At 38.3% G+C, this 24,992-nt stretch carries 19 protein-coding genes and 1 tRNA gene; 4 read left to right on the forward strand and 16 right to left on the reverse strand.

Annotation, left to right across the window (positions count from 1 at the left end; all coding sequences use genetic code 11):
• Nucleotides 1-3: 3 nt before the first annotated feature.
• The 3 genes from AWM75_RS04540 to AWM75_RS04550 form a co-directional block, all read right to left on the reverse strand.
• The gene (locus tag AWM75_RS04540; RefSeq protein ID WP_067978808.1) at nt 4-822 is read right to left on the reverse strand and encodes an immunity protein Imm33 domain-containing protein; all 819 of its coding nucleotides are present in this window, start codon (nt 820-822) and stop codon (nt 4-6) included.
• A 291-nt stretch (nt 823-1,113) separates the two neighbouring features.
• Nucleotides 1,114-1,584 (reverse strand): threonine/serine exporter family protein, encoded by a 471-nt coding sequence (locus AWM75_RS04545; RefSeq protein WP_067978810.1) that lies wholly within the window; start codon nt 1,582-1,584, stop codon nt 1,114-1,116.
• The gene (locus AWM75_RS04550; protein WP_074572570.1) at nt 1,585-2,361 is read right to left on the reverse strand and encodes a threonine/serine exporter family protein; all 777 of its coding nucleotides are present in this window, start codon (nt 2,359-2,361) and stop codon (nt 1,585-1,587) included. It lies immediately after the preceding gene.
• 192 nt (nt 2,362-2,553) lie between these two features.
• On the opposite strand from AWM75_RS04550, the gene AWM75_RS04555 reads away from it, so the two are divergent.
• Both AWM75_RS04555 and AWM75_RS04560 read left to right on the forward strand, forming a co-directional pair.
• The gene (locus AWM75_RS04555) at nt 2,554-3,750 is read left to right on the forward strand and encodes an AI-2E family transporter (protein ID WP_067978813.1); all 1,197 of its coding nucleotides are present in this window, start codon (nt 2,554-2,556) and stop codon (nt 3,748-3,750) included.
• Nucleotides 3,751-3,897: 147 nt separating this feature from the next.
• Nucleotides 3,898-4,812 (forward strand): AEC family transporter, encoded by a 915-nt coding sequence (locus AWM75_RS04560; protein ID WP_067978816.1) that lies wholly within the window; start codon nt 3,898-3,900, stop codon nt 4,810-4,812.
• A gap of 40 nt (nt 4,813-4,852) precedes the next feature.
• On the opposite strand, the gene AWM75_RS04565 is transcribed toward AWM75_RS04560, so the two are convergent.
• The 4 genes from AWM75_RS04565 to AWM75_RS04580 all read right to left on the reverse strand — a co-directional run bounded on the left by AWM75_RS04565 (nt 4,853) and on the right by AWM75_RS04580 (nt 9,475).
• Complete coding sequence (locus tag AWM75_RS04565; RefSeq protein WP_067978819.1) at nt 4,853-5,524, reverse strand: potassium channel family protein; 672 nt, start codon at nt 5,522-5,524, stop codon at nt 4,853-4,855.
• Nucleotides 5,525-5,534: 10 nt separating this feature from the next.
• The gene (locus AWM75_RS04570) at nt 5,535-6,914 is read right to left on the reverse strand and encodes a TrkH family potassium uptake protein (protein WP_074572572.1); all 1,380 of its coding nucleotides are present in this window, start codon (nt 6,912-6,914) and stop codon (nt 5,535-5,537) included.
• A gap of 246 nt (nt 6,915-7,160) precedes the next feature.
• Complete coding sequence (locus AWM75_RS04575; RefSeq protein WP_067978822.1) at nt 7,161-8,396, reverse strand: NupC/NupG family nucleoside CNT transporter; 1,236 nt, start codon at nt 8,394-8,396, stop codon at nt 7,161-7,163.
• Nucleotides 8,397-8,533: 137 nt separating this feature from the next.
• Entirely contained in the window at nt 8,534-9,475 is a 942-nt protein-coding gene (locus AWM75_RS04580) for a PfkB family carbohydrate kinase (RefSeq protein ID WP_234946624.1), read from the reverse strand.
• Between the two features lie 168 nt (nt 9,476-9,643).
• Here AWM75_RS04580 and AWM75_RS04585 point away from each other — a divergent pair, with 168 nt between their 5' ends.
• Entirely contained in the window at nt 9,644-10,483 is an 840-nt protein-coding gene (locus AWM75_RS04585; protein ID WP_067978828.1) for a Cof-type HAD-IIB family hydrolase, read from the forward strand.
• A 100-nt stretch (nt 10,484-10,583) separates the two neighbouring features.
• Here AWM75_RS04585 and AWM75_RS04590 read toward each other — a convergent pair.
• Together AWM75_RS04590 and AWM75_RS04595 are read right to left on the reverse strand one after the other, a co-directional pair.
• Nucleotides 10,584-10,656 (reverse strand) — tRNA-Lys (locus AWM75_RS04590).
• Nucleotides 10,657-10,719: 63 nt separating this feature from the next.
• Nucleotides 10,720-11,664: a sugar-binding transcriptional regulator gene (locus AWM75_RS04595; RefSeq protein ID WP_067978830.1), complete on the reverse strand. Its 945-nt coding sequence runs from the start codon at nt 11,662-11,664 to the stop codon at nt 10,720-10,722.
• A 132-nt stretch (nt 11,665-11,796) separates the two neighbouring features.
• Here AWM75_RS04595 and AWM75_RS04600 point away from each other — a divergent pair, with 132 nt between their 5' ends.
• Nucleotides 11,797-14,166, forward strand: a complete 2,370-nt coding sequence (locus tag AWM75_RS04600; protein ID WP_067980876.1) for a phosphoketolase family protein — start codon at nt 11,797-11,799, stop codon at nt 14,164-14,166.
• Nucleotides 14,167-14,313: 147 nt separating this feature from the next.
• On the opposite strand, the gene dnaB is transcribed toward AWM75_RS04600, so the two are convergent.
• The 7 genes from dnaB to gyrA form a co-directional block, all read right to left on the reverse strand.
• The gene (dnaB, locus tag AWM75_RS04605) at nt 14,314-15,696 is read right to left on the reverse strand and encodes a replicative DNA helicase (protein WP_067978833.1); all 1,383 of its coding nucleotides are present in this window, start codon (nt 15,694-15,696) and stop codon (nt 14,314-14,316) included.
• A gap of 149 nt (nt 15,697-15,845) precedes the next feature.
• Nucleotides 15,846-16,298, reverse strand: a complete 453-nt coding sequence (gene rplI, locus AWM75_RS04610; protein ID WP_067978834.1) for a 50S ribosomal protein L9 — start codon at nt 16,296-16,298, stop codon at nt 15,846-15,848.
• Nucleotides 16,298-18,328 (reverse strand): DHH family phosphoesterase, encoded by a 2,031-nt coding sequence (locus tag AWM75_RS04615; RefSeq protein WP_067978840.1) that lies wholly within the window; start codon nt 18,326-18,328, stop codon nt 16,298-16,300. The genes rplI and AWM75_RS04615 overlap by 1 nt, the downstream gene beginning before the upstream one ends.
• 2,755 nt (nt 18,329-21,083) lie before the next feature.
• Nucleotides 21,084-21,320, reverse strand: coding sequence for a 30S ribosomal protein S18 (gene rpsR, locus AWM75_RS04620; protein ID WP_067978843.1), 237 nt, complete (start codon nt 21,318-21,320; stop codon nt 21,084-21,086).
• Between the two features lie 29 nt (nt 21,321-21,349).
• Nucleotides 21,350-21,934, reverse strand: coding sequence for a single-stranded DNA-binding protein (gene ssb, locus AWM75_RS04625; RefSeq protein WP_067978845.1), 585 nt, complete (start codon nt 21,932-21,934; stop codon nt 21,350-21,352).
• Between the two features lie 40 nt (nt 21,935-21,974).
• The gene (gene rpsF / locus AWM75_RS04630; RefSeq protein WP_067978848.1) at nt 21,975-22,277 is read right to left on the reverse strand and encodes a 30S ribosomal protein S6; all 303 of its coding nucleotides are present in this window, start codon (nt 22,275-22,277) and stop codon (nt 21,975-21,977) included.
• A gap of 120 nt (nt 22,278-22,397) precedes the next feature.
• Entirely contained in the window at nt 22,398-24,986 is a 2,589-nt protein-coding gene (gene gyrA, locus AWM75_RS04635) for a DNA gyrase subunit A (RefSeq protein ID WP_067978850.1), read from the reverse strand.
• Between the last annotated feature and the right edge of the window lie 6 nt (nt 24,987-24,992).

The raw sequence follows: 24,992 nt of genomic DNA on the forward strand, positions 1-24,992 counted from the left end.
CTTCTATCTAACTTGTGCTTTACGATGGTGGTTTAATAATCCTGAATATGCTTGGTTGATTGACTGATCATCCTCCTGGCGGTACCAATTAAACATAGCTTGACCATAAACTAGTAGTTGGGCTTCAGCTTGAGACAGTGGATTAGCTAATTGGTCAACAAAATAATCAAGGTAGGTTAAAACCTGGTCGGTCTGGATATTAAAGCGTGAGCACATAATATGTAATATCACTTGCTGACTGTCCTGGTGACTCAAGGGAATTGACTGGTAGCGCGCTCGGTAATAACCCGCTAATAGCCCAATTAACAAGTAAGACTCAAAATTAGCTAGATGCCCCTGACGATCAGCCAAGAGTACATCAATTAAGTCATGACCCTCAGCCTCTAATTGAAAATCCAGGTTTGGACGGGCAATATTTTGTTGACTTGCTAAGGCTACATATTCTGGAAAGTGGCGTTTAAAACTGTCTTGGTCAAGTGGCAAACGCTGGGGAGCATCAACTAGGGCAACTGGGCTAAAATCATCGTTATATACAAAGTGCTTCACGCCATCCTGATTAGCAAATTGAAAATCAGCTGATAAGGGATAATAATAAATCCCTACCACACTCGGTTCAATTGTCGCGATTTCGTTAAAACTAACTAGCTGGGTTGCACCAGGCAATTGTAGACTCTCCTCAGTATCTGCGTCGCTTAGAAAACGCCAACCGCTATCATCAGCAAGACTAGCATCTTCGCGCCAGGCCCAAAGTAATTTAGCTTCTCCTAAGAGTATTTTCTTCGATACAATACACTTGTCAGCATCTTTTATCCATTCTCGCATCCCTATCTCCTTTCTAACTAAAAGTTTAATCCTATCTTAGCATAAAGCTTGTCATTCGCGGATAGCTTTTGACGATTAACAAAAGTGAATTATATCACAAATTAAAGCGCTTACATCGTTGCTACATCAACTTTGTTGTCTCATCAAGCTTTCAGATAATTTAAACGACTATAGGTAAAAACTATTAAAAAAAGATTAGAAACAATATTGTTTCTAATCTTTGGATTTGTATCTTTTTACCAATAAAAATTTACTTAGATGGACTTGAGCGCATTTAAAATTTATTTGGGTTTACCGTAGCCTTCGGTTTTTACGGACAAATTTCGGCAGCTGCTGACCATTAATAATCTGCATAAACGAATCAACAGTAAAAACAGCTAAAGCAATTGCCAGAGCAGTAAATAGGGTCGTGGTTAATTCCTGAACACCTAAACTCATATTGCCCTGAATAAAGGCCAAAGCAGTCCGATACATGCCGCCTCCTGGGACCAGCGTAAAGAAACCTGGAATAAAGAAGGCGGTTACCGGCTCATGAAAAATCCGAGCAAACCAATGAGACATACCAGCAATTACTAAACTTGCTAAATAAGTGCCAATAGGCACGCTAAAGTTTAGATTATTAATTAAAATGAGATAGGCTGCCCAACCAGCGACGTCGATGATGGGCACCCATTTAAGTAATTTAGTAGGGACATTTACATTAATACCACAAAAAATACCGACAAAAAGAGCCCCTATTAATTGAATAATAAATGCTGTCATTTAAAACAAGACTCCTCTCAGAATAATTAAGCCAACTGCTGCTCCCAAAGCAATCATTAAGGCATCTAGGAAGGCCTCCATCGCCCGTGCACCACCAGCAATATAGTCCTGGCGGAAGATATCACGCAAAGAGTTAGTGATAGCTGTCCCCGGTACCATTGGCATCAAAGTAGAAACAATTACAATATTAGTATTAATACTTGGCAATAGATAGGCTTGCATCAAGTAGGCAGCAATAGTCACAACTAAAGATTGAATGACATTTGATAAGCCTGAATTAATATAAAATTTACTAACTGCCTTATACATAAACATCAAGACAATCCCATTAATAGTAGAGGCTACCAAGTCCCACCAGCCACCACCAAACAAAATAGAGAAGGACATAGCTAAGCCGATAATAGCTAAATCCTGCAAGCGTTCAGAATAAGGAGATTTAGTCTGTTGGATGACCAAAAGTTCCTCGTAGGCTTGAGAGAGGCTAATCTGATTATTCGTAAAGCGACGTGACACGCTATTCACTGCTGCAATCTTATTCATATTATTAGACCGGACTGAAATCCGCTTGATGCCAGTAAATCCACCCTGCTCAAAGCTAGGATCATCAAGGACAGCATACAAGCTGGTTGAAAAGGAAACCGCTACAGCGTAAGCTGCCTTAGACGTTGACAAAATGCGGTTCATGGTGTCCTCAACCCGGTATGATTCCGCATTAGATTCTGTCATAATTTGACCCGCTAACAGGGCTGTCTCTAAGACTTTTTTATGAGTATTCATTATCTTCCTCCATAGGTAATGTATTAGCTCAATCATTCTAACATAGATCATTAAGAAAAAATAAGAATTCTCTTTTTAAAATGAAAACTATCAGGTATAATGCTAGGGGTGCTTTATAATAAGTATAATTAATTTTATAAGCTTTGGGACCGGCCATATTTTCGGTCTTTTTGCCTTTAGAAAGGAGTTTTTATGAAAATAAATCGTCGTTTTCTATTCCAGACGATAGTCTTTATTGCGCTGGTGATTATTGCCATTCTTAATTGGCCAAATATCATCAAGTGGGTATCTGGTTTCTGGACAGTGCTCTTCCCCATTGTGCTTGGTGGTATGATGGCCTATGTGCTTAATATCCTGACTGCTAAATTTGAGCAGTGGTGGTTTCCTAAGAGTCAAAATAAATGGGTCAACCTAGCCCGTCGCCCAGTTAGTATCACCCTATCGCTTTTAGTTATTTTCCTCATAATTGCCTTTACAATCGGTATGGTCGTACCGCAGTTGATTGGTGTTGTTGTCAACCTTCTAGCAGGGTTACCAGAATTCTTTATTAAAGTAGAGGCCCTAATCAATAAATATATTAATGCTTATCCAGAAATCACTGGCTACCTAGCAACAATTGATATTGATTGGCAAAACATGCTGCGCAACACCCTCAATGTGGTGCAAAATGTTTCGTCTAACTTGATTAATACAACCCTATCAACAGTGACATCCATTGCTGGTTGGATTGTCAACCTCTTCTTAGCTATCATCGTCGCCTTCTACATCCTTATGTCTAAAGAAAAACTCGGCCAGCAATTTACCCGCTTAACTGATGCCTATCTCAGTCGGGAGAGATCTAACCGCCTTCATTATTTTATCGCCCTGCTCGATGATGCCTTCTATAATTTTATTACCGGAGAAGTTGTAGAAGCAGTCATTTTAGGCTGTATGGTTGGTTTCGGTATGTGGATGTTTAGCTTCCCTTACGCCTCTATGGTTGGTGTATTAACAGGGGTCACTGCCCTCATCCCACTTTTGGGTGCCTATATCTCTGGAGCAGTTGGTTTCTTCCTAATTCTTATGGAATCACCAACGCAAGCCATCTACTTTGTTATTTTCTTAGTTATCGTCCAACAAATTGAAGGTAACCTAATTTATCCGAGAGTGGTTGGTAACTCCTTAGGTTTACCAGGGTTATGGGTGCTAGTAGCTGTAACCGTCGGTGGTGGCCTCCTCGGTGTAGGTGGTATGGTCATCGGTGTCCCAGTAGCAGCTGCCTTCTATCGCATGATTTCCGAAGATGTCGCGTACCGCGAGTTAAAAGCACAAGCAGATATCACTTCAGATGTTATGTCTCCAGCAGAAGTGGCGCGGGCCAAAGACTTTAACCTGCGTAAGAATAATTAACAGTATAGTTAAATAAAAAGGACCTGTCCTCGTGAACTGTCCCCTGTCTACTTAATAGGGATAGTTCATCAGGGCGGTCCTTTTCATTTATTGATTTATTTGCTATGATTATTGATTGTACCTCAGCAAACGAGAAAGGTGGTTTTTATGGCCCAATTCTTACAGATGTTTACCATTCAGATGTCTTCTCTAATCTATTTATTGCTAGGCATTTTTGCCTATCGACGTCAGATTATTACTGATAAGAATCGCTCCGCTTTTATCCAATTTATTTTAAATATCTTAATGCCCATTATGGTTTTCTATTCTTTTAGAAAAGTAAACTTAGAAATCCTCAAAAATGGTTTTATCGCTATTGTTGCTGCAACGATTATTTATAGCTTGACTTATTTAATCGGACGTTTTATCTTTCGCAACTATCCCGACCGGCAAAGAAAAATCCTTGAATACGCTCTGCTGGTCAATAATGCCGGACTGGGCGGCCAACCCCTATCAGGACTAATGTACGGTGATGTTGGTCTTATTCTAGCAGCCATGTACCTAGTGCCCCACCGGATTTTTATGTGGACACTAGGCATTGTTATTCTTGAAGGTGATGACCGTCAATCTAGTGGTGATTGGGTTGGAAAAGCCCTAAGAAATCCAGCTATTATTGCTGTAGCTGTCGGCATCATCTGGGGGCTCTTAGAAATACCCTTGCCGGAATTCATTGACCGTTCTTTTGCTAGTTTGTCTGCCATTGTTCAACCCCTAGCCATGATTATTATTGGATCCATTATTGCCACTGTTAAATTAGAAAAGCTTTTTGAAAAAGGTGTTTTAGTATATACTGCTTGGCGACTTTTTCTGATTTCTGGTCTAGTCATTCTAGTTTGTCGCTTACTAAGCTTACCAACTAATCTAACCGGTGTATTGACTATTATGACTGCCATGCCCGCTGGTACCACAACAGCTTTACTAGCCTCCCAATATAACCTGGACGAAACCATTGCTTCAAAAATCGTCTTGGTAACTACTCTGCTTTCAATAATTACTGTTCCTTTTATGATGATATTTATTTAAAGAAAGGTCCGGCTGCCCATGAGGCAACCGGACCTTTTTACTATATTCTTTCCAAATAATCAACCCGCTCAAAGGTCTGTAAATTAGCTACTGCTACTACAAAATCATCCGCTTCAAATTGTTGGTTGGGGTCTAGTTGGGTATCTAAAGCCTGTTTTGGATGTTTTCTAATCCCAATAATATTAAGGTCATAACGACGACGCAAATCCAGATCTGATAATTTTTTTCCCAACCACTCCTTAGGTACCTTAAATTCCACAACAGCAGTACTATCATCCAAATTAATCAAGCCTTCCAAGGATTGTCGACTGAGTACATTAGCTAGGTGGGTACCTGACTCTTCCTCCGGCAGAATAACCCGACTAACCCCTAAAGCAGTTAAGGCCTTGGCAGATTGTTGGTTTTTTGCCTTACAGATAATTTGCTTAACGCCTAGTTCTTGAGCATTGACAACGCCCAAAACAGAGGATTCTAGGTTTTCGCCCGTACCTATGACAATCACATCGCAAGAGGCAAAACCAGCTTGCCGCATAAAATCTAAATCGGTGAAATTACCGACAGAACCAATGGTAAGATACTCTTCTAAGTCCTCAACATGGTCTTCATTTTTATCACAGCCAACCACGTCTACACCATGGTCGCTTAAGCCCCTAGCTAAGGCTGACCCAAATAACCCTAGACCTAAGATCCCTACTACACGTTGTTTTTTCATTTTTTCTCTCCTAACCGATAATAATATCTGCTTTACTATACTTCACATCAGTCAATCGTTTTTGCCGACCCCGTAAACTAAAGAACATAGTCATCGGTCCAATCCGGCCAATAAACATCAGAGCCATTAAAATAAAGTGGCTTGCAGTTGATAAGTCAGGTGTTAAACCAGCTGATACCCCCACAGTAGCCAGGGCTGAAATGGCTTCAAAAAGCAAGTACAGATAAGGTACATGCGGATCAAACAGTAATAGCAAGGCCGAACCGGAAAATAATAAAGCGACATAGAACAAGGCGATAACAAAAGCTGTCTTAACCAGACCATCTGGAATTGTATGGTGGGCAAAAGTAACATATTTGGATTGCCTTAATTCTCTAACTGCTAGCATAATTGTTAAAGCAAAAGTTGATACCTTCAAGCCACCAGCTGTCCCGCCAGCACCCCCACCAATAAACATAGTTAGCACAAAAATTAAAATAGAGAAGGGATGGGCCTGGCTATAGTCAATACTAGCAAAACCGGCTGTCCGCATAGTAATTGTTTGAAAGAAACTAGCGTTGATTTTATCAACTACCGACAATTGGCCGATAGTAGCAGGATTTTGCCATTCTACAAGACCAAAAAGAAATGCGCCAATCAAAATAACCGACCCCGTCACCGTCAACACCAATTTAGTATGCGTAGACAGGTGGTTAAGGTAGTAACGCCATGGTTTTTGCCGTTCATTTTGCTGATGAAGCTTGATTTGGTCGGTAATGTCAAACCAAACAGAGAAACCAATCCCCCCCAAAACAATTAAGGCCATAATCGTCCAGTTCAAAATCCCGGCTGTTTGGTAAGGAATCAAGGAATCATTACCTAAAAGATCAAAGCCGGCATTACAAAAGGCGGATACGGCTGTAAATAAGCTGTTAAATAATCCTTGCTGCCAACCTAATAAGGGCACGAAGAAAGTAGTCAACAATAGCATACCGACGCCTTCGATAATCACAGTATAGCGAATAATTCGCCCCAGAAAATTGCCTAATTGAAATTTAGAAGAGCGGTTGAGGGCTTCACCAGTTACAATTTCATCTCGCAAGGATACTTTTTGACCAAGGCTGTGGTAGAGGGAGCTTATGATGGTCATCAAACCTAACCCTCCGGTCTGGATTAAAAGCATCATAACAATTTGCCCCCAAATATTATAGGTGTCGTGAATAGATGATGTCCAAAGCCCAGTCACGCATACTGCTGAAACCGCAATAAAAAGATGGTCTAAGTAGGTCGCTTGGACACCATTTAACTGGCAAACAGGCAGACTTAATAAAATTGAGCCCAACATAATAACCAGGAAAAAACTACAAGCTATTTTTTGAGGATTAGTCAAGTGGCCAAAAAACTTAAGCAAAATGAAAGACTCCTTTTCTATTTTTTGAATAAGAGCATTCTAGTCCTTTTAACCAATAAAAGCTAGTCCTTTTTTAAATTATTTTAACCAAAAGATATATATAAACGGGACCAATAAATATCAAAATATTTCTAATGTATCTAAGTGTCATTTGCAGTTTAGACACTCGAACAAACTAGAAATATTAGTAAACAAAAAACCTGCAACTAATGTTACAGGTTTTGTGATGCATTTCTGCTGACTATATTAATAAAAGAAACCAACAATACATGCTGTCAATACTGCTGACAGGGTTGCTCCCAGCATCATTTTCATGGAAAAACCAGAGAAAACTTTAGCCTGCTTGGCATCAATTGATTTCAAAGCACCCGTTACAATACCTACAGTACCAAAATTAGCAAAAGAAATCGCATAAGCTGACATCATTGCAATTGTTTTTTCAGTAATATTATTGCCAAACGATAACATTTCAGAAATAGCGACAAATTCGCTTGATAGTAATTTAGTAGCCATAATCGAACCTGCTTCTACCATATCTGCCATAGGTACCCCAATTGCTAAAGCTAAAGGTGAAAAAATATAACCTAAGATTTGTGTAAAGGTTATACCAATCAAGGCTGACAATATATTATTTAAGAAGGCAATGATTGACACAAAACCAATCAGCATGGCAGCAATAATCAAGGCCAGGTTAAAACCTTGGCTGATAGCATCTGAAATCGCATCGAAAAGACTAGGCTTGTCCTCGCTAGCAGCGTTAGGTGTTGTCAGGGCTAAATTAGCTGGCGCCCCAGTAGCAGCAGCATGTTCAATCTGATCTTCCTCAGCATCATAAGGATTCATAATTGCTGTAATAATAAATGGAGAAAAGATATTTAGTAGCACCGCTACAACAACGAATTGGCCAGGAATTAATTCCATATAGGCCGCTAGCATAGACATACCGACTGTCGAAGTTGCTGACATGGTTAAGGTAAAGAGACGCTTACCAGATATCTGCTTTAATTGCTCTTGAATAGGGATGTAGCCCGCTGGTTGACCTAAAATTAGCGTTGAAATAGCCAATTGACCTTCTAACTGGCCCATACCAGTAATCTTATTTACACCAATACCAATCCATTTCATTAAAAAAGGCATAACCTTAATGTAATCAAGAATAGCAATCAGGGCTGATAAGAAGACTAAAGGAAGTAGCACATTGAAGAAGAAAACTCCGCCTGCACCCATTTCTAGTCCGCCAAACACAAAATTAATACCAGCTTGTGATTGACCGATTAACCAACCAAAAAAGTTAGAAATGCTACCCATCACCTGGATACCTACCGTAGTTTTCAAACATAGAAAACAAATAATAAGTTGTAAGACTAACATAACCAAAATATTTTTACCTTTTTTAGTTAAAACATCTTGGCGATTGTTTGAAAATAACCAGGCTATTAAAAAAATAACGATTAAATCAATAATACCTCTAATAGTTCCCATTTTTTGCTCCTTTTTAAGTTTTTTTCAAGATCTGTCCATTATTATGGGGTAAATTCCGAAAAATGTCCAGTCTTATTTCATTTTTCAACCGCAAAAAAGCGAACTAATTAAAGTTCGCTTACTTGTAAAATTCGTTTTTACTGTTGATAATTTTGAGCATGTTTGACTAAATCCCGGATATTCAATTTATCAGAGACAGAGGCTTCCGTTTGTAGTGTCAAACTTGATGCCGCACAAGCTAACTGGGCAACCTCGATAGCAGGCAGGGCATCTGAATAGTAAGTATGACTCCAAGCAATAGCAGCCATGGCGCAATCCCCAGCACCATTTGCTGATGTCACATTAGTGGTGATAACTGGAACACAGATTGGATCATTATCCCGATCAGCTACTACCATACCTTGACTACCCAATGATAAGAAAACCCGTTGAACGCCTAACTTGATAAGTGTCTTAGCTGCTTCCTTAGCTGCTTCTGCACTAGTTACTTTAATACCAGTATAAAGCTCAATTTCGTGCTCATTTGGCTTAATGGTGTGAATTTTATCTAACATATCTGCAAAGCGACCAGCCTTAGCTACTGACACCGGATCAGCAAAAATCGGCACAGTTACCTTATCTCCTAGCCACTCTAATGTTTTGCGCTTTAAATTAGCATCAAGAACAACAATATCCGCACCATTGATAAAATCTAATTTATCACTTAAAAATTCTGGCGTGATCTCATCAACAATACCCATATCATTTACACCAGTAACCATATCGCCTTCATCATCGGTAACGTACAGATATACTGATGACCTGCGTCCTGGCAAACATTCAGCATGGCTTAAGTCAATATTTAGCTCGGCACATGATTTTTTCAATAATTGGCCAAAATTGTCATCCCCATAAGCCGTAATCAAATGTGTTTCAACTTCTAAATTAGTAAGGTTATGAGCGATATTTCGTCCTACCCCACCTGGACTCATATGGACCTTACCGATATTAGAATCTCGCTCGCGATAAATAGGGCCTGAAATTCCGGCAATATCCATGTTCAAACCACCAATGACCACAACATATTTACTATCTGTCATCAAATTTCCCCCAATCATTTTTAAAGCGCTACACTACGCTATATCATACTATGCTATCTAAAAGATTTCTAGCTAGAATTTTAAATTTATTAGATTATAGCTGCTTAGTTAATGACAAGCTTTAATATTTAAGTTAGGCTAGGGGAAAAGAGCTACATGGAGGTTTGTATGACTATAAAATTAATAGCTATTGATATGGATGAAACTCTGCTACGTACCGATAAAACTTATGATCAAAATCGTTTTGAAAAAATTTTTATGCAATTAAGAGAACAAGGTATTATTTTTCTCATCGCTTCCGGTAATAGCTATCATCAGTTACGAACTAATTTTTCCGATGAGGTCCGTCCGCAACTCTACTTTGCCGGTGATAACGGCTCCTTTATGGTAAAAGATGATAAAGTGCTACAAACAATTGGCATAACTGAAAATATCTATAGGGATACGATTGCTTTCATCCAACAACATAGTCAAGCCTCAATTTATGTGTCAACAGGTATGGCGTCTTATATGTTAGCGGGTGATCCTCATTTTGAAACGGCCCTCAAATACAATGGTATCCTGTACCCTGTCCAATCTTTTGATGATATCCCGAGTGGGCAAGATGCCTATAAAGTTGCTATGATTAATGATGCGAGCTTAGCTGATAATAAAAAATTAACTCATGCCATCCAAAAACAATTTCCTAATATTCTTTCTGTAACTTCAGGTAATATCTTTATTGATAATATCCACAAAGATTCCGGCAAAGGACAGGCTGTGAGCTACTTACAAAATAAGTATAATATTCAGCCTAGTGAAACCATGGTATTTGGTGATTCTATGAATGACCATTCGATGATGCTAGCAGCTAAGTACGCAATTGCCATGTCAAATGCTGATCCAGACTTAGTAGCTAGTAGTAGCTATCAAATCGCTAGTAATAATGACCAAGCCGTCTTAACTACTTTAGAAGCCTTATTGGCGGAAAAATTGGAAGCATACTTAGAAGACAAGCAGCTGTCATAGTCCTATAACCACTGCATTTTAGATATTCTTAGCTATAAAAAAAGTCAGTCCACAAATGGACTGACTTTTTTACCTAAATAACTAGGCGTAACTTTAATTATGGTCCCTGAGGGGCTCGAACCCTCGACCCACGGATTAAGAGTCCGTTGCTCTACCAACTGAGCTAAGGAACCTTACTGGAACAGTATTATTCTACGCCTGTATTCAGAAGATTGCAAGTTTTTTTCTGATTTTTCTTAATCTTTAGTTAAATTTAATATTTGCTCAGCCAATGTATCTGTTGTCACAATCATAGAAATTAACTGAGCATCTAGAGCTATCTTAACAGCCTCAGCCTTCTTATCTCCTTGGACCACCGTCATAACCTGGTTAATTTGGCGTAAATCTTCAAGATCCAAGCCGATAACACGATGATTGATGTCATCATCTAGTTCCCGGCCTTGTTGGTCAAAAAATCTAGAATTGATAACCCCAACTGCTCCCTTATCACCCAGTCGCTGAATATCGTCCTGGTCAGTATAGCCAATTCGTTTCATATTATCCTCTTGGTCTAAGGATGAAATTCCAACTAAAGCTAGCGTAACTTGCTTACCATCCTCTAAAATCGATTGAATCGCTGAGTTACTGGTTAGTTCTGCCTTCAAAGCTTGGTTGGCCACAATAGCTGGTGCATAAAGATACTTAGCCTTACCCCTAATTTTTCTAGCTAAATCATAGGACAGCTGGTTAGATTGTATATCAAAATATTCATCACTCAAGCCGCCAATTAAAGGAATAATAGTTGTTTGACTAGATCGACTATGGGGCATCATATCGACCAACCGTCTTAGTGACCGGCCCCAGGAAATCCCTACCGACTGGTAGTTAGCTATAATTTCTAGTAAAAATTGACTAGCCTTTTGGCTCACCAACCGATTAATTTCGGCTTGCTCCAAGCCATAAGTATCAACAACTAAGGCATTCGTTAAATTAAATTTTTTTTCTAATTCACGCTCTAACCTGGTTGTATAAACAGTATCCGCATCAATAAATACCTTAACAATGCCTGCTTTCTTAGCATCATTTAGGTATTTAGAAATCAAGGATCGCGAAACACCTCTTTGCTGGGCAATCTCTGCCTGGGTTAAACCTTCTTCAAAGTACATACTAGCTATTTTTACAATTTCATTATCTAAACTCATACCGCAGTCTCTCCCTAAGTAAAAAATCTTTTTTATTATCACTATTCTGATAGTTTTTGTCAAATGACAAGCTAATTGACAATTGCCAATATTGGTCCTATAATAAACTTACCAACTTATAAAGGAGATAATATAATGACTAACTTTGATAGCCAAGAATATCTTGGTCTAGTTGATAAGTGGTGGCGGGCTGCTAACTACCTATCAGTTGGCCAAATGTACTTACGAGATAATCCGCTACTAAAAGAAGAATTAAAAGCTGATCATGTAAAAATTAAACCTTTAGGACACTGGGGAACAATCGCTGGTCAAAACTTTGTTTATGCTCATCTTAACCGAGTTATCAATAAATATGATCTTAATATGTTCTACGTGGAGGGACCAGGCCACGGCGGACAAGTAATGGTTACCAACTCATATTTAGACGGTTCATATACTGAACGTTATCCGGAATTTACCCAAGATGAAGAAGGTATGCAAAAATTCTTCAAAATTTTCTCCTTCCCAGGTGGCATTGGCTCTCACGCCGCTCCAGAAACACCTGGTTCTATTCACGAAGGTGGGGAGCTAGGTTACTCATTAGCCCATGCGATTGGTGCAATCCTAGACAATCCTGATTTAATTGCAGCCACCGTTATTGGCGATGGGGAAGCTGAGACTGGCCCGCTGGCAGGCTCATGGATGTCTAATGTTTTTATTAATCCAGTAACAGATGGTGCCGTGCTACCAATTCTTTACCTAAATGGTGGTAAGATTTCCAACCCTACTATTTTAGAACGTAAATCTAATGAGGACTTGATTAAACATTTATCTGGTCTTGGTTGGGATCCAGTTGTTGTTGAAGGTGATGACCCCGCCAAGGTACACCCGCAAATGGCTAAAACTTTAGACCAAGCCATTGAAAAAATTAAGGCCATCCAAGCAGAAGCCCGTAAAGGCGATGCCAACGACGCTACTATGCCTGCTTGGCCAGTAATTATCTACCGGACACCTAAAGGATGGACCGGTCCTAAGACTTGGGATGGTAAAGATATTCAAGGTAGCTTCCGGGCTCACCAAGTACCAATCCCTGTTAATGCTAATAATATGGAAACAGCGCCGGCCTTAGTTGACTGGTTACAATCTTATAAACCAGAAGAATTATTCAATGAAGATGGTTCATTAAAAGAAGATGTTGCCCAGCTTGCTCCTAAGGGTGACCAAAGAATGGCTATGAATCCAATTACTAATGGTGGCCATCCTAAAGCCCTTAACTTACCTAATTGGCGTGACTACGCCCAAAAAATCGATGTGCCAGGTGCCAACCAGGCCCAAGATATGATTGAAATTGGTGGTTACTTCCGTGATATTTTAGATCAAAACCGTGATAACTTCCGCCTATTTGGTCCAGATGAGACCCAATCTAACCGTCTAGGTAAGGTCTTTGAAAAAACACAGCGGCAATGGTTAGAGCCTGTTAAGGAAAACTTTGACGAACATGTTGGCCCATCAGGACGTGTCATTGACTCGCAATTATCAGAGCATGTGATGGAAGCCTTCTTAGAGGCTTATGTCTTAACTGGTCGCCACGGTGCCTTTGCCAGCTATGAATCGTTCTTAAGAACTGTCGATTCAATGATTACTCAACACTTCAAGTGGATTCGTAAATCTAATGAAATTGAATGGCGCAAACCTTATCAATCGCTAAACCTGATTTCAACCTCTTATGTCTTCCAGCAAGACCACAATGGTTATACACACCAAGACCCAGGTTTAATCACCCACTTGGCTGAAAAACATGCTGAGTATATTCGGGCCTACTTCCCAGCTGATACCAATACTAGCTTGGCAGCCCTTGAAAAAATGTTTAAATCTGAGAATGTGATTAACTATATTGTTACTTCTAAGCACCCTCGCCCACAATTCTATACTGCTGATGAAGCTCAAGAATTAGTAGATCAAGGTCTTAAAGTGATTGACTGGGCTTCAACTGTTTCAGCTGATGAAAAACCAGAAGTTGTCATCGCTGCTGCTGGTGTTGAAGGTAACCTAGAAGCACTAGCTAGTATCAGTTATCTAAGCAAAAATTTCCCTGATTTGAAAATTCGCTTTGTTAACGTTGTTGACCTCTTCAAGTTACGTCACCCAAGTATTGATGCTCGTGGCTTGAATGATGAAGAATTTGAAGCTATTTTCCCTAAAGATGTCCCAGTTTACTTCACCTTCCATTCTTATGAAGGTCTGTTGCGTGATATCTTCTACACACGTGCCCATCATAACCTTAACCCTCATGGATACCGTGAAGAAGGTGACATCACGACGCCATTTGATATGCGCGTCCTTAACGAACTTGACCGCTTCCATTTAGCGAAAGAAATTGCGCTTGACGCTTATGGTGAGCAAGCTCAAGAATTTGCTAATGAAATGGATGAAAAATTAGCCTACCACCGTGAGTACATCGAGGAAAATGGTGACGATATTCCAGAAGTTAATAACTGGAAATGGGAACCCTTAAACAAATAGTTAGGATAAACTAGTATTATAAAGAAACCCGCAAGTTAATAGCTTGCGGGTTTTTCTAATACAAGAAAAGTCTGCAAACTTATTCACAGACTTTTTAAATATATTAACTCACTAGTCCTTAGTGACTATTATCATAAGATATGGCTATTAAGCAAACATATCATTTTCATCTCGCATACTGATTGAAGAAAATTTGTTATATTCTTTAACAAACATCAATTCGACAGTGCCACGAGCCCCACTACGGTTCTTTTCAATAATTACTTCAACGATATTATTATCAATTTTTGGCTGATCACCGTCATCATTATCACGATCATAGTAGTCGTCACGATATAGAAAGGCAACGATATCTGCATCTTGCTCAATTGAACCCGATTCCCTAATGTCTGATAGAACTGGTCGCTTATCCTGCCTTTGCTCAACGCCCCTAGATAACTGCGAGAGGGCAATAACTGGACAGGCTAATTCCTTAGCTAACTTCTTAAGCTGACGAGAAATCTCAGAAACTTCCTGTTGTCTATTTTCGCTTCTCCTTGACCCTTCAATTAATTGTAGATAATCAATGACAATAAGATCTAACCCTCTCGCTTCTTTCATGAGGCGGCGACTTTTAGCGCGTATTTCTGATACCTTAATACCTGGTGTATCATCAATGTAGATAGAAGCATTACTTAAGGAACCTAAAGCAACAATTAAACTTGACCACTCTTCATCAGTTAATTGCCCTGTTCGCAAGTGGCCAGCATCAATTGAGCCCTCAGCACAAATCATCCGATTAACCAATGATTCGGCCCCCATCTCTAGCGAAAACAAAGCCACGGTAGCCCCCTGTTTAGTAGCTACATTCTGAGCAATATTTAAGGCAAAAGCCGTTTTCCCGACAGCCGGCCGGGCCGCAAGGATAATCAGCTCATCAGGCTGCAAGCCTGACGTCATCCGATCTAACTCAGCATAGCCAGTAGGAATACCGGTAACATCAGTTTTCTGCTTCGATAATTCTTCAACGTTGGCTAAGGCCAATTGAACAATATCAGAAATATGTTTAAAATCACTCCGATTACGCCCCTCTGATACATCAAGAATAGCCCGCTCAGCTTCATCTAAAATATCTTCAACTTCTTCATTTTCTTCATATGATGCTTGGCTAATCTTATTAGAGGCCGAAATTAATTTCCGCAAAATTGATTTATTTTCAATTAATTTAGCATAATATTCTGCGTTAGCAGCTGAAGGCGTTTTTTCAGCTAATTGAACAATATAGGACATGCCACCAATATTTTCCAACATATTTTGTTGGTTCAATTTATTAGATAGCGTAATAACATCAATAGCTTCATCCAAATTATACAGTTCTTCCATACTAGCAAAAATAATTTGGTGCGCCCTTTGATAAAAGTCGTGGGCATTAATAAATTCTAAAACACTCGCCATCCGATCTCTTTCAAGCAAAATGGCCCCCAAAACAGATTGTTCAGCCTCAATATCCTGAGGAGGGATACGGTCTGTTATATCATTTGTTTTATCCATTATTTCACCCCATTTATTTGCTTCTTAGCAAACTAAATTTATTAAACCATACCCTTTTATCATACCATGATTTTTAAAAATTAAGGACTCTAAAAGTAAAAAGGCTGTGATAGTTCACAACCTCTTACCTAGTTCATTAATTTGTAGACTTACTCTTCTGTTACATGAACTCGAATTGTCGCTTCAACTTCCGGATGTAGTTTTACCGGTACATTAGCGTAGCCAAAAGAACGGATTGGTTCAGGTAACTCAATTTTTCGCTTATCAATTTTGATTTGATATTGCTTATTCAAAGCATCTGCAATTTGTTTAGATGGGATAGAGCCAAATAAACGACCATCTTCGCCTCCCTTAGCAGTTACTTCAACTACTGTTTCTTCTGCTTCTAAGGTATTTTTCAACTCTTTGGCCTCGGCTAGCTCTTCGGCAGCTAGTTTTTTCTCTGCCTTTTGTTTACCCTTCAAAGCTGAAATAGCTTGGCTAGTTGCTTCTTTAGCTAATCCTTTTTTAATTAAAAAGTTCTGAGCGTAGCCATTAGGTACCTCTTTGACTTCACCTTTTTTTCCTTGACCTTTAACATCTTGTAAGAAAATAACTTTCATTATTCTTCCTCCATTTCATTAGCGATAACATCTTTCAGCATATTCACTGCTTGATCAACTGTTACATCGGGTATCTGAGTAGCCGCATTGGAGAGATGGCCGCCACCACCAAGTTCTTCCATAATTCTTTGCACACTTACATTACCCAGGCTACGAGCTGAGATACCTACCCGACCATCATTTCTTAGAAAAACAACATATGAAGCATCAATATTCTGAACTGACAATAGTGTATCGGCAGCCTGGGCTGCTGTTACAGCATCATAAGCCCGATCATTGTCCCCGGCAGCAATACCAATATTAGGTGGTAAAAATTCTACTGATTCAACTAACTCACTACGGGCAATATAAGTACTTAAATCTTCTTTGAGCAAGGTCTGAATCAAGATAGAATCTGCACCTACTGATTTTAAATAAGAAGCTGCATCAAAGGTACGTGAACCCGTTCTTAGCGAGAAGTTGCGTGTATCAACAATAATACCAGCTAACATAGTTGTTGCTTCAATTCGGGTAATCCCCTCGTCATCAATTTCGGGATTTTGATATTCAAAAAATTCAGTAATCAGCTCACAAGCAGATGAGGCATATGGTTCAATATACTCCAAAAGAACATTAACAGGAAACTCTTCACCCTTGCGATGGTGGTCAATAATAACGACACCATTTACCTGGTCAATCAGATCAGGCTGGATAGTTAGTGATGGCTTGTGGACATCAACGATAAACAGCAGACTATTTTGTTTAATTCGATCGCTAGCCTTACTAGGACTGATTAGGTCAGCTGCTAAATCTTCATCCTTCTCTAATTCTTTGATTAAACGGTCAATATCACTGTAAACTTTATCCTGATCGACCACGATATAGCAACGCTTACCGTTCATGCGTGCAATTCGTCTAATTCCTAAACAAGCGCCGATAGCATCCATATCTGGATAGGAATGCCCCATCACAAATATCTCTTCTTCATTTTCTTGGATCATATTGGCAATTGTGGTTGCAATTTGTCGAGCTCGAACATGGGTTCTTTTTTCCATCGGATTAGTTTTACCACCATAATATCTTGCTGGTGAATCAGCTGTTTTAATAACAATTTGATCACCACCTCGGCTTAGAGCCAGATCAAGATTAGATTGTGCTAAACCGGAAATTCCTGAAATATTCAAATTTTCGCCAGGTTCTCGATAAGAAAGTCCCATCGAAACTGTAAGTGGATAATTAGCTTTAGAAGTTGCTTCACGTATGTGGTCAATCACTGAGAATTTATCTTCTTCCATCTCATTTAATCGACCATAAGTAGTAATCATAATAAAACGGTCATCATCTAAACGTTTCATAAAAGAATCATACTTTTCAGCCCAAGCAGAGAGTTGCTTGGTCATAAAGTTATCAATGGTAGATTTACGCGAGTCCGTCATATTAGAAACAGACTCATCATAATTATCAATAACCACGTAGCCTAAGACCATTCGACTAGCATGAGATTCAACCGCTATGCGCTCATAATCAGTAATATCTAAGAAATAAAGTGTGTTTTCTTCTCTAAATATTTCAACATCAAAGAACCGGTCTTGCCATGCTAGCTTGGTCTGTGATGTTTCGGGATTGGCCTCGAAATAAGCTAATAAGTCTTTAATTTCGCTATCCATTTCCTTAAGCGGCAGACCAATAATTTCTTTTTTATAGAAGAACTGCTGCATAAAAGGATTAAGCCACTGGACATCTTGATTTTCATCAAGTATTAAAATCCCTAAAGGTAACTTTAATAGAATTTCATTTTGAACTGAATCAATATCTCTTGTCAAATCAAGTATATAACCCTGATTTCGATTTACAAAATTTATTATCGCTGTCACCATTAGTAAAGTGACCAGCAACATGACAATAGCAATTAGTAAACCAATGCGAAAGTTACCATAAAAACCTAGCACTATCACCACAATAGCTAATACCAGGCTAGCTATAAGCGGAATCATAATACCTGGTCGTTTGAGAAAAGAAGATACACTCCTATTCCAAATATTTTTTTTCATAGGAACTCCTTCTATATCATATTTAGTCAGTTTATACATTCTAACATATATAGCAGAATTATAACATTCTTAAGCAAGCACTGTAAAGTTTATAGAACTGAAGTTCTCACTAAAATGTTTCACGTGAAACATTCATCTGAAATATTATTTAGATTGTTTTTTAACAAATTACTAATATGAACGAAAAAAAAATGATGATGGTTGATTTATCAGAATGCTGTTAATCCAATATTCCCCACAAAAAAGGACAAGACAAGCTACTTTATATCCGAAATTTTAGAACTTAAAAACAAATAATATATATTATAATATGCGGATAAATCGATTTAAGTTTACCTAAACTTAATCAATAGATATAGGTAGCTAGGGCTTTTACCTAATATTATTCCTATTTTAATTAAATTAATGTACGACGAATGACCAAAAAGTTTCACGTGAAACTTTTTTATAGGAAAATAAAATATTTTTATCTATGGAAACTGATTCAATTACCCTTTTCTGTAATATAAATTGTTTCACGTGAAACTTTTTGGTAGCATCCTTTAAAAAATTATCAATTTCTATAGAAAACTTAAAAAATGAAACAATTCATTTGCTTTTTATTCCCTTTAAATAATACCCGTTTTTATAGATAGCTTTTCTTATATTTATAGATAGGTTAGCTGGCTTAAGTCTATAAAATAAAAAAAGATAAAACATTAATTTTAGAGGCGCAAATATATGGTTAACACGACTAAAATTACAACACTACTGAAAATAGGATTGTAAGACACAAAATCATGCCTAGCTTAAATATAAAATCCACGTAAGGACATAAATCTTTTTTATAAGATGTTCGTTATCAAAATGGCATTCAAAAACTTGTCTCAAAGGATTTAGTCACACATGGGGGTCGACGACGGGATGGTAGAGGGGGATCAATCACCCTGTTATTATAAAATATAGTAACTAATAAACTTACCCAGTTAGCTTAGGATTAGGTTAGTAAAGAAAGAAGATATAAACTTTCAATATCTCTATACCAGCTATAATAATTAGCTTAAAGACAGGTAGTCTGCAGTTATAATTTGCTAGTTTTTAGTTTAGAAATAGTAGTAGTGTGATTTATTAGACTTTCGACGATAGTTGTTTAAAAATCAATATAGCTAAATATCATGTATATCATCACTGACTTGTTATTAATTGAATAGATAATAAAAATAAATTGCAAACTAGTATATATTTATTCAACTATATATAATCAGTAATTTAAATAGTCACACGTCATTTTGCTATTATATGTATTAAACTAGATGATTGGCTGCTATCAAACACCACAAATATTTTCCTATTACCGTAAGGTAAGGGATGGGGGTCAGGGCATAAAATCAAAACAAAATTAGCCATCTAGTATTTGGGAGAAATTCATATTTTAGTGTGGTTTAGAATTTAAAATTAGCTTAATACTAGCACTCTGCACCCATGTTTATCATTTATTCTATAACCTATAGACCGGTGGGCACCCATCTTGTGATATCAACTCAATACTAATACTAGAAGTTATTTGTTCTTGACGGATGATAATATTTAAGCCATCCTTTTAAAAATAATAGTGTCCTCTCCACAATAAATAGCTACTGCTTTAGCTTTTCCTTGTCGACAATAAGTTGAAAATATTGTTTCACGTGAAATATTTGCAAAATAGTAGGCATGAGTATCCTCAAATTATTGGAACAAGTCAGATAGGAAAATATTTTACTCTATTATAAGTTTTATAGAAAAATCTATATAGATAACAAACTAAATTATATTTACATAGCTTTCATTCATTATTGTAGTGGAAGAAGAAGCAACGAAACGAAAGACTTCATTATGAAGTTTTATTTTTGATTTCATATAGTTAATAAATACTAGAGACACATATGCAGACATAAGCAGCCTAAATGATAAAGGTTTAATATGGACTTCAATTTAATTATTTTACAATAGTTATCTACATAATCATTAAAGAAGAAATAAATACCTTGTATAAATAAAATTTAGTAGCGGATATCTCTAGTTAAATGGTATTTAAGTATACTAGAATACTTCAGAAATAAAATAGTTAGTATCGCAAGAGAGCCTGGGGACTTATGCCTCAGGCTCTTATGATTATGCGTGTATATTAATAGTGTAGTCGGGTTCGATTTGGTAAGCATGGAGCTACTTCAGAAATCTTTACTCAATAGCTTTCAGCTCTTGTTCTGATTCCTTCCAAATAGGTCCCATTCATGATTGAACGCTGAATTCTCGTATCATATTTTAGTAGGTTTGCAGCATGGATAGTATATCCTTTGCGGCATGCATTAAAGATGCTAGGGCTATAGCAAAAATATGAAATCTGACCTGCAGCTAGAGCTAGAGCTAGTAATGCACTAGGTTAGCATTTAATTTTAACTCTGATATCTATCAGATATCGTTTGGATTTTTAGTCCAACGATTCAGCTCTAAGCGACTGTGTTATACCTCCTACGATGTAATGGTTTACGAAAATATATAGGTACATATAGTCATAATTTAACAAATATAAAAAATCAAGCAAAATATATGCCAGAATTATCAACAAGTGGATAAAATTTATGTTCGCTTATCCACAACCTTTGTGTTACACGTGGAACATAAACACTAGTTTTCAACATATCGAATGACCTTTATCCACATATCCACAATAGATGAGCATAAAAAAACACCAATTATCCACATCTGTGGATAATTGGTGTTTTGGGTATTTTTTATATTAATCTTGCACTGTAAAAGGCAATAGAGCCATAATACGTGCGCGTTTGATTGCTGTTGTTAATGGACGTTGATGTTTAGCACATGTACCAGTAACACGACGAGGTAAAATTTTACCTTTTTCAGATACGTAACGACTTAATAGGTCAGTATCCTTATAGTCGATATGGTCAATGTGGTTAGCGCAGAAATGACATACTTTTCTGCGGCGACGTCCGCCACGACGATGTGGTGCCATAGTTAGTTTCCTCCTTTTTCTTCCTTATTTTAGAAAGGAAGATCATCATCTGTGATATCAATTTCCTGATTGCCATCGTTATTTCCCGCATAAGGATTAACTGGCTCATTATCAGGTTGATAATTATGAGAACTTCCGTTTTGAGAAGAGGAAGACTGATTACTTAGTGAGGCAAAGGGATCGTTATTTTGTTGTTGGAAGTTATTTCCTTGCTGCTGGTTACCACCAAAATACTGATTATCATTAAAGTTATTTTGATAGTTATCACCGCTTGAAGGACGACTTTCAGTAACTGATTTGGGTTCTAGTAATGAAAAGTTTTCCGCAAGCACTTCAGTAACATATACTCTTTGTCCTTGGTTATTTTCGTAGTTCCGTGTCTGGATAGAACCTTCAATCCCTACTAGGGAACCTTTACGTGTAAATTTAGCAAAATTTTCAGCGCTTTTTCGCCACATCACACATAAGATAAAATCAGTTTCTCGTTCGCCTTGTTGGTTTTTAAACCGGCGTTCAACAGCAACAGTGAAGGATGCAACAGCGATTCCGCTTTGCGTATAACGTAGTTCAACATCTTTAGTTAGGCGACCCACTAATACAACATTATTAATCATGAAATGTCTCCTCTCCCACGACTGTATGCTTAATTATCAATTAGTCTTCAATGCGAACAACCATGTGACGTAAGATATCGTCGTTGATTTTAGCAAGACGGTCAAATTCATTGATACCTTCTGCATCATCCGCTTGGCAGTTAACTAGGTGGTAAACACCTTCGTTAAAGCCTTCAATTTCATATGCGAAACGACGTTTTTCCCAGTCTTTTGATTCAGTGATTGTTGTGCCATTTGAAGTTAAAATATCATCGAAACGCTCAACTAGGGCATTGCGTGAAGCCTCTTCCATATTCGGACGGATGATATATAAAATTTCATATTTAGCTGTGTTTTCACTCATCTGACTTGCACCTCCTTTTGGTCTATATGGCCCTAAATTTATCTTTAGAGCAAGGAAAGTATTATTCAATACTCACATCTTTGTATTATATAATATTTTTTTGGTGATTTCAAGAAAAAATTAATCTTTTTGAGAATTATCAGCTAATTCCTGGTTAGCTAAATCATGAAGCTTATTAGTAATTTCTTGACCATCTAAGCTATCTAAATCTTGACTTTGACTTTTTTCATCCTTGGCCGTTTCTGTAGAGACTGCTAAATCGTCATCTTCATCACCAGTCACCAGGGTCATAGTTGAGACACTTGCATCTTCATCTAAGCGAATTAAACGAACCCCTTGGGCCACCCGACCTGTTTCTGAAATATCTTGCGAATGGAAACGTATAATGACACCTGTATCAGTCATTAGCATGATATCTTCATCACCGGTCACTGTCGCCATACCTACTAGTTTGCCATTTCTAGCTGTTATATTAATAGTTTTGATACCTTTACCGCCACGATTTCGAATTGAATATTCATCAACTGCAGTGCGTTTACCGTAACCATTTTCTGTCACAACAAGAATATCGCCTTCTGGCGCTAGGATATCCATACCGATCACAAAATCATCTGAATCCAATTTCATGGCCCGAACACCTGAAGCCATTCGACTCATAGAGCGCGCTTTTTGCTCATTAAAGGAAACAGCATAACCTTGGTTAGAGACTACAATTAAGTTGTCATTGCCTTGGGTTAAGAGCACCTTAACTAGCTCATCACCGTCACGTAGATTGATGGCCCGCAAGCCGTTATTACGAATATTAAAGAATTCTCGTGATAGTGTTCGTTTAATTTGTCCTTTTTTAGTGATGAAACTAATGTGTTCTTCAGGATTTTTACCTCGTTCAGAAACACTAATTACTGTCTGAACATTCTCTCCTTCATTGAGCTTAAGCAGGTTAACAATTGGGATACCTTTAGCTGCCCGTGAAAACTCAGGTATTTCATAACCTTTAAGTCGGTAAACACGGCCTTGGTTGGTAAAGAAGAGGAGCACATCATGGGTAGAGGCAGCAATCATCTGTTCAATATAGTCACCTTCATGAACGCCCATACCTTTAACACCACGGCCACCTCTATTTTGAGTACGGAATTCATCATCAGCTAACCGTTTAATATAACCATTATGGGTTAGGGTAATAAGCGAAGATTCTTCCTCAATTAAATCTTCATCTTCGATACTCAAGACTTCGCCCACCATTAATTCAGTGCGACGGTCATCACCAAAACGCTCCTGAATTTCTTGTAGCTCTTGATAAATAATTTGGTAACGTCTCTCTTCACTAGCCAAAATTTCCTCCAAGCGAGCAATTTCAGCACGTAAGTCAGCCAACTCAGAATCAATTTTTTCTCTCTCTAAGCCAGTCAGACGGACTAGTCGCATATCTAGGATAGCTTGTGACTGTTTATCAGATAGACCATATTGGCTCATGAAAATTTGTTTAGCATCCTCACCTGACCGAGAAGATCGCAAGATATTAACAATGTCATCGATATGATCGAGGGCAATTTGTAGACCCTCTAAAATATGCGCTCTTGCTTCAGCCCGCTCTTTTTCAAATAGCGACCGGCGACGGATAATTGTTTCCTGGTGGGCAAGGTAGTGGGCTAAAATTTCTTTTAGACTCAGTGTTTTAGGGACACCATTAACTATAGCCACCATATTAAAGGCGAAATTTGCCTGTAATTGTGTCTGTTTATAAAGATTATTGACAATCACGCTAGCTGACGCATCGCGACGACATTCGATGACAATCCGCATACCTTCGCGACCTGATTCGTCTCGAACAGCCGTGATGCCTTCAATTCGTTTATCTCTAGCCATATCCGCAATACGTTCAACTAGTTTAGCCTTATTCACCATATAAGGAATTTCATGAACAATAATTTGTTCCTTGCCATTAGATAGCGTTTCGATATCGAGCTTAGCTCTAACAATTATCGAACCCTTACCTGTTTCATAGGCACGACGGATACCAGATTTACCCATGACAATGGCACCAGTAGGGAAGTCAGGGCCTGGTAAGGCTTCCATCAATTCAGTTGTGGTCGCGTCAGGGTTTTGCATTAAAATATGCAAGGCAGAAATGACTTCACCTAAGTTATGTGGCGGGATATTAGTGGTCATCCCTACAGCAATACCTGTAGCACCATTAACCAGTAAGTTAGGGAAACGAGCTGGTAAAACTTCTGGTTCTCGCTCCTCGCCGTCATAGTTAGGTATAAAGTCCACCGTGTTCTTATTCATATCGCGGACCATTTCATGCGCAATTTTACTCATTCTGGCCTCGGTATACCGCATAGCAGCAGCCTGGTCCCCATCAACTGAACCAAAGTTACCATGACCATCTACTAACATATAGCGATAAGAGAAATCCTGGGCCATTCTGACCATAGATTCATAAATTGCTGAATCGCCGTGAGGATGATATTTACCCATAACATCCCCGACGATACGAGCTGATTTTTTATAAGGCTTATCAGCCGTTACTCCTAACTCATTCATGCCGTAAAGAATACGACGATGAACTGGTTTTAGGCCATCGCGAACATCTGGTAGGGCCCGAGACACGATAACACTCATCGCATAATCTAGGAAGGATGTCCGCATTTCACTGGCTATTTCTCTATTTTTAATTTCAGCATGATTATTATTTTGATCAGCCATTCTGCT

Source organism: Aerococcus urinaehominis, assembly GCF_001543245.1.
In the GTDB taxonomy this organism is placed as follows: domain Bacteria; phylum Bacillota; class Bacilli; order Lactobacillales; family Aerococcaceae; genus Aerococcus; species Aerococcus urinaehominis.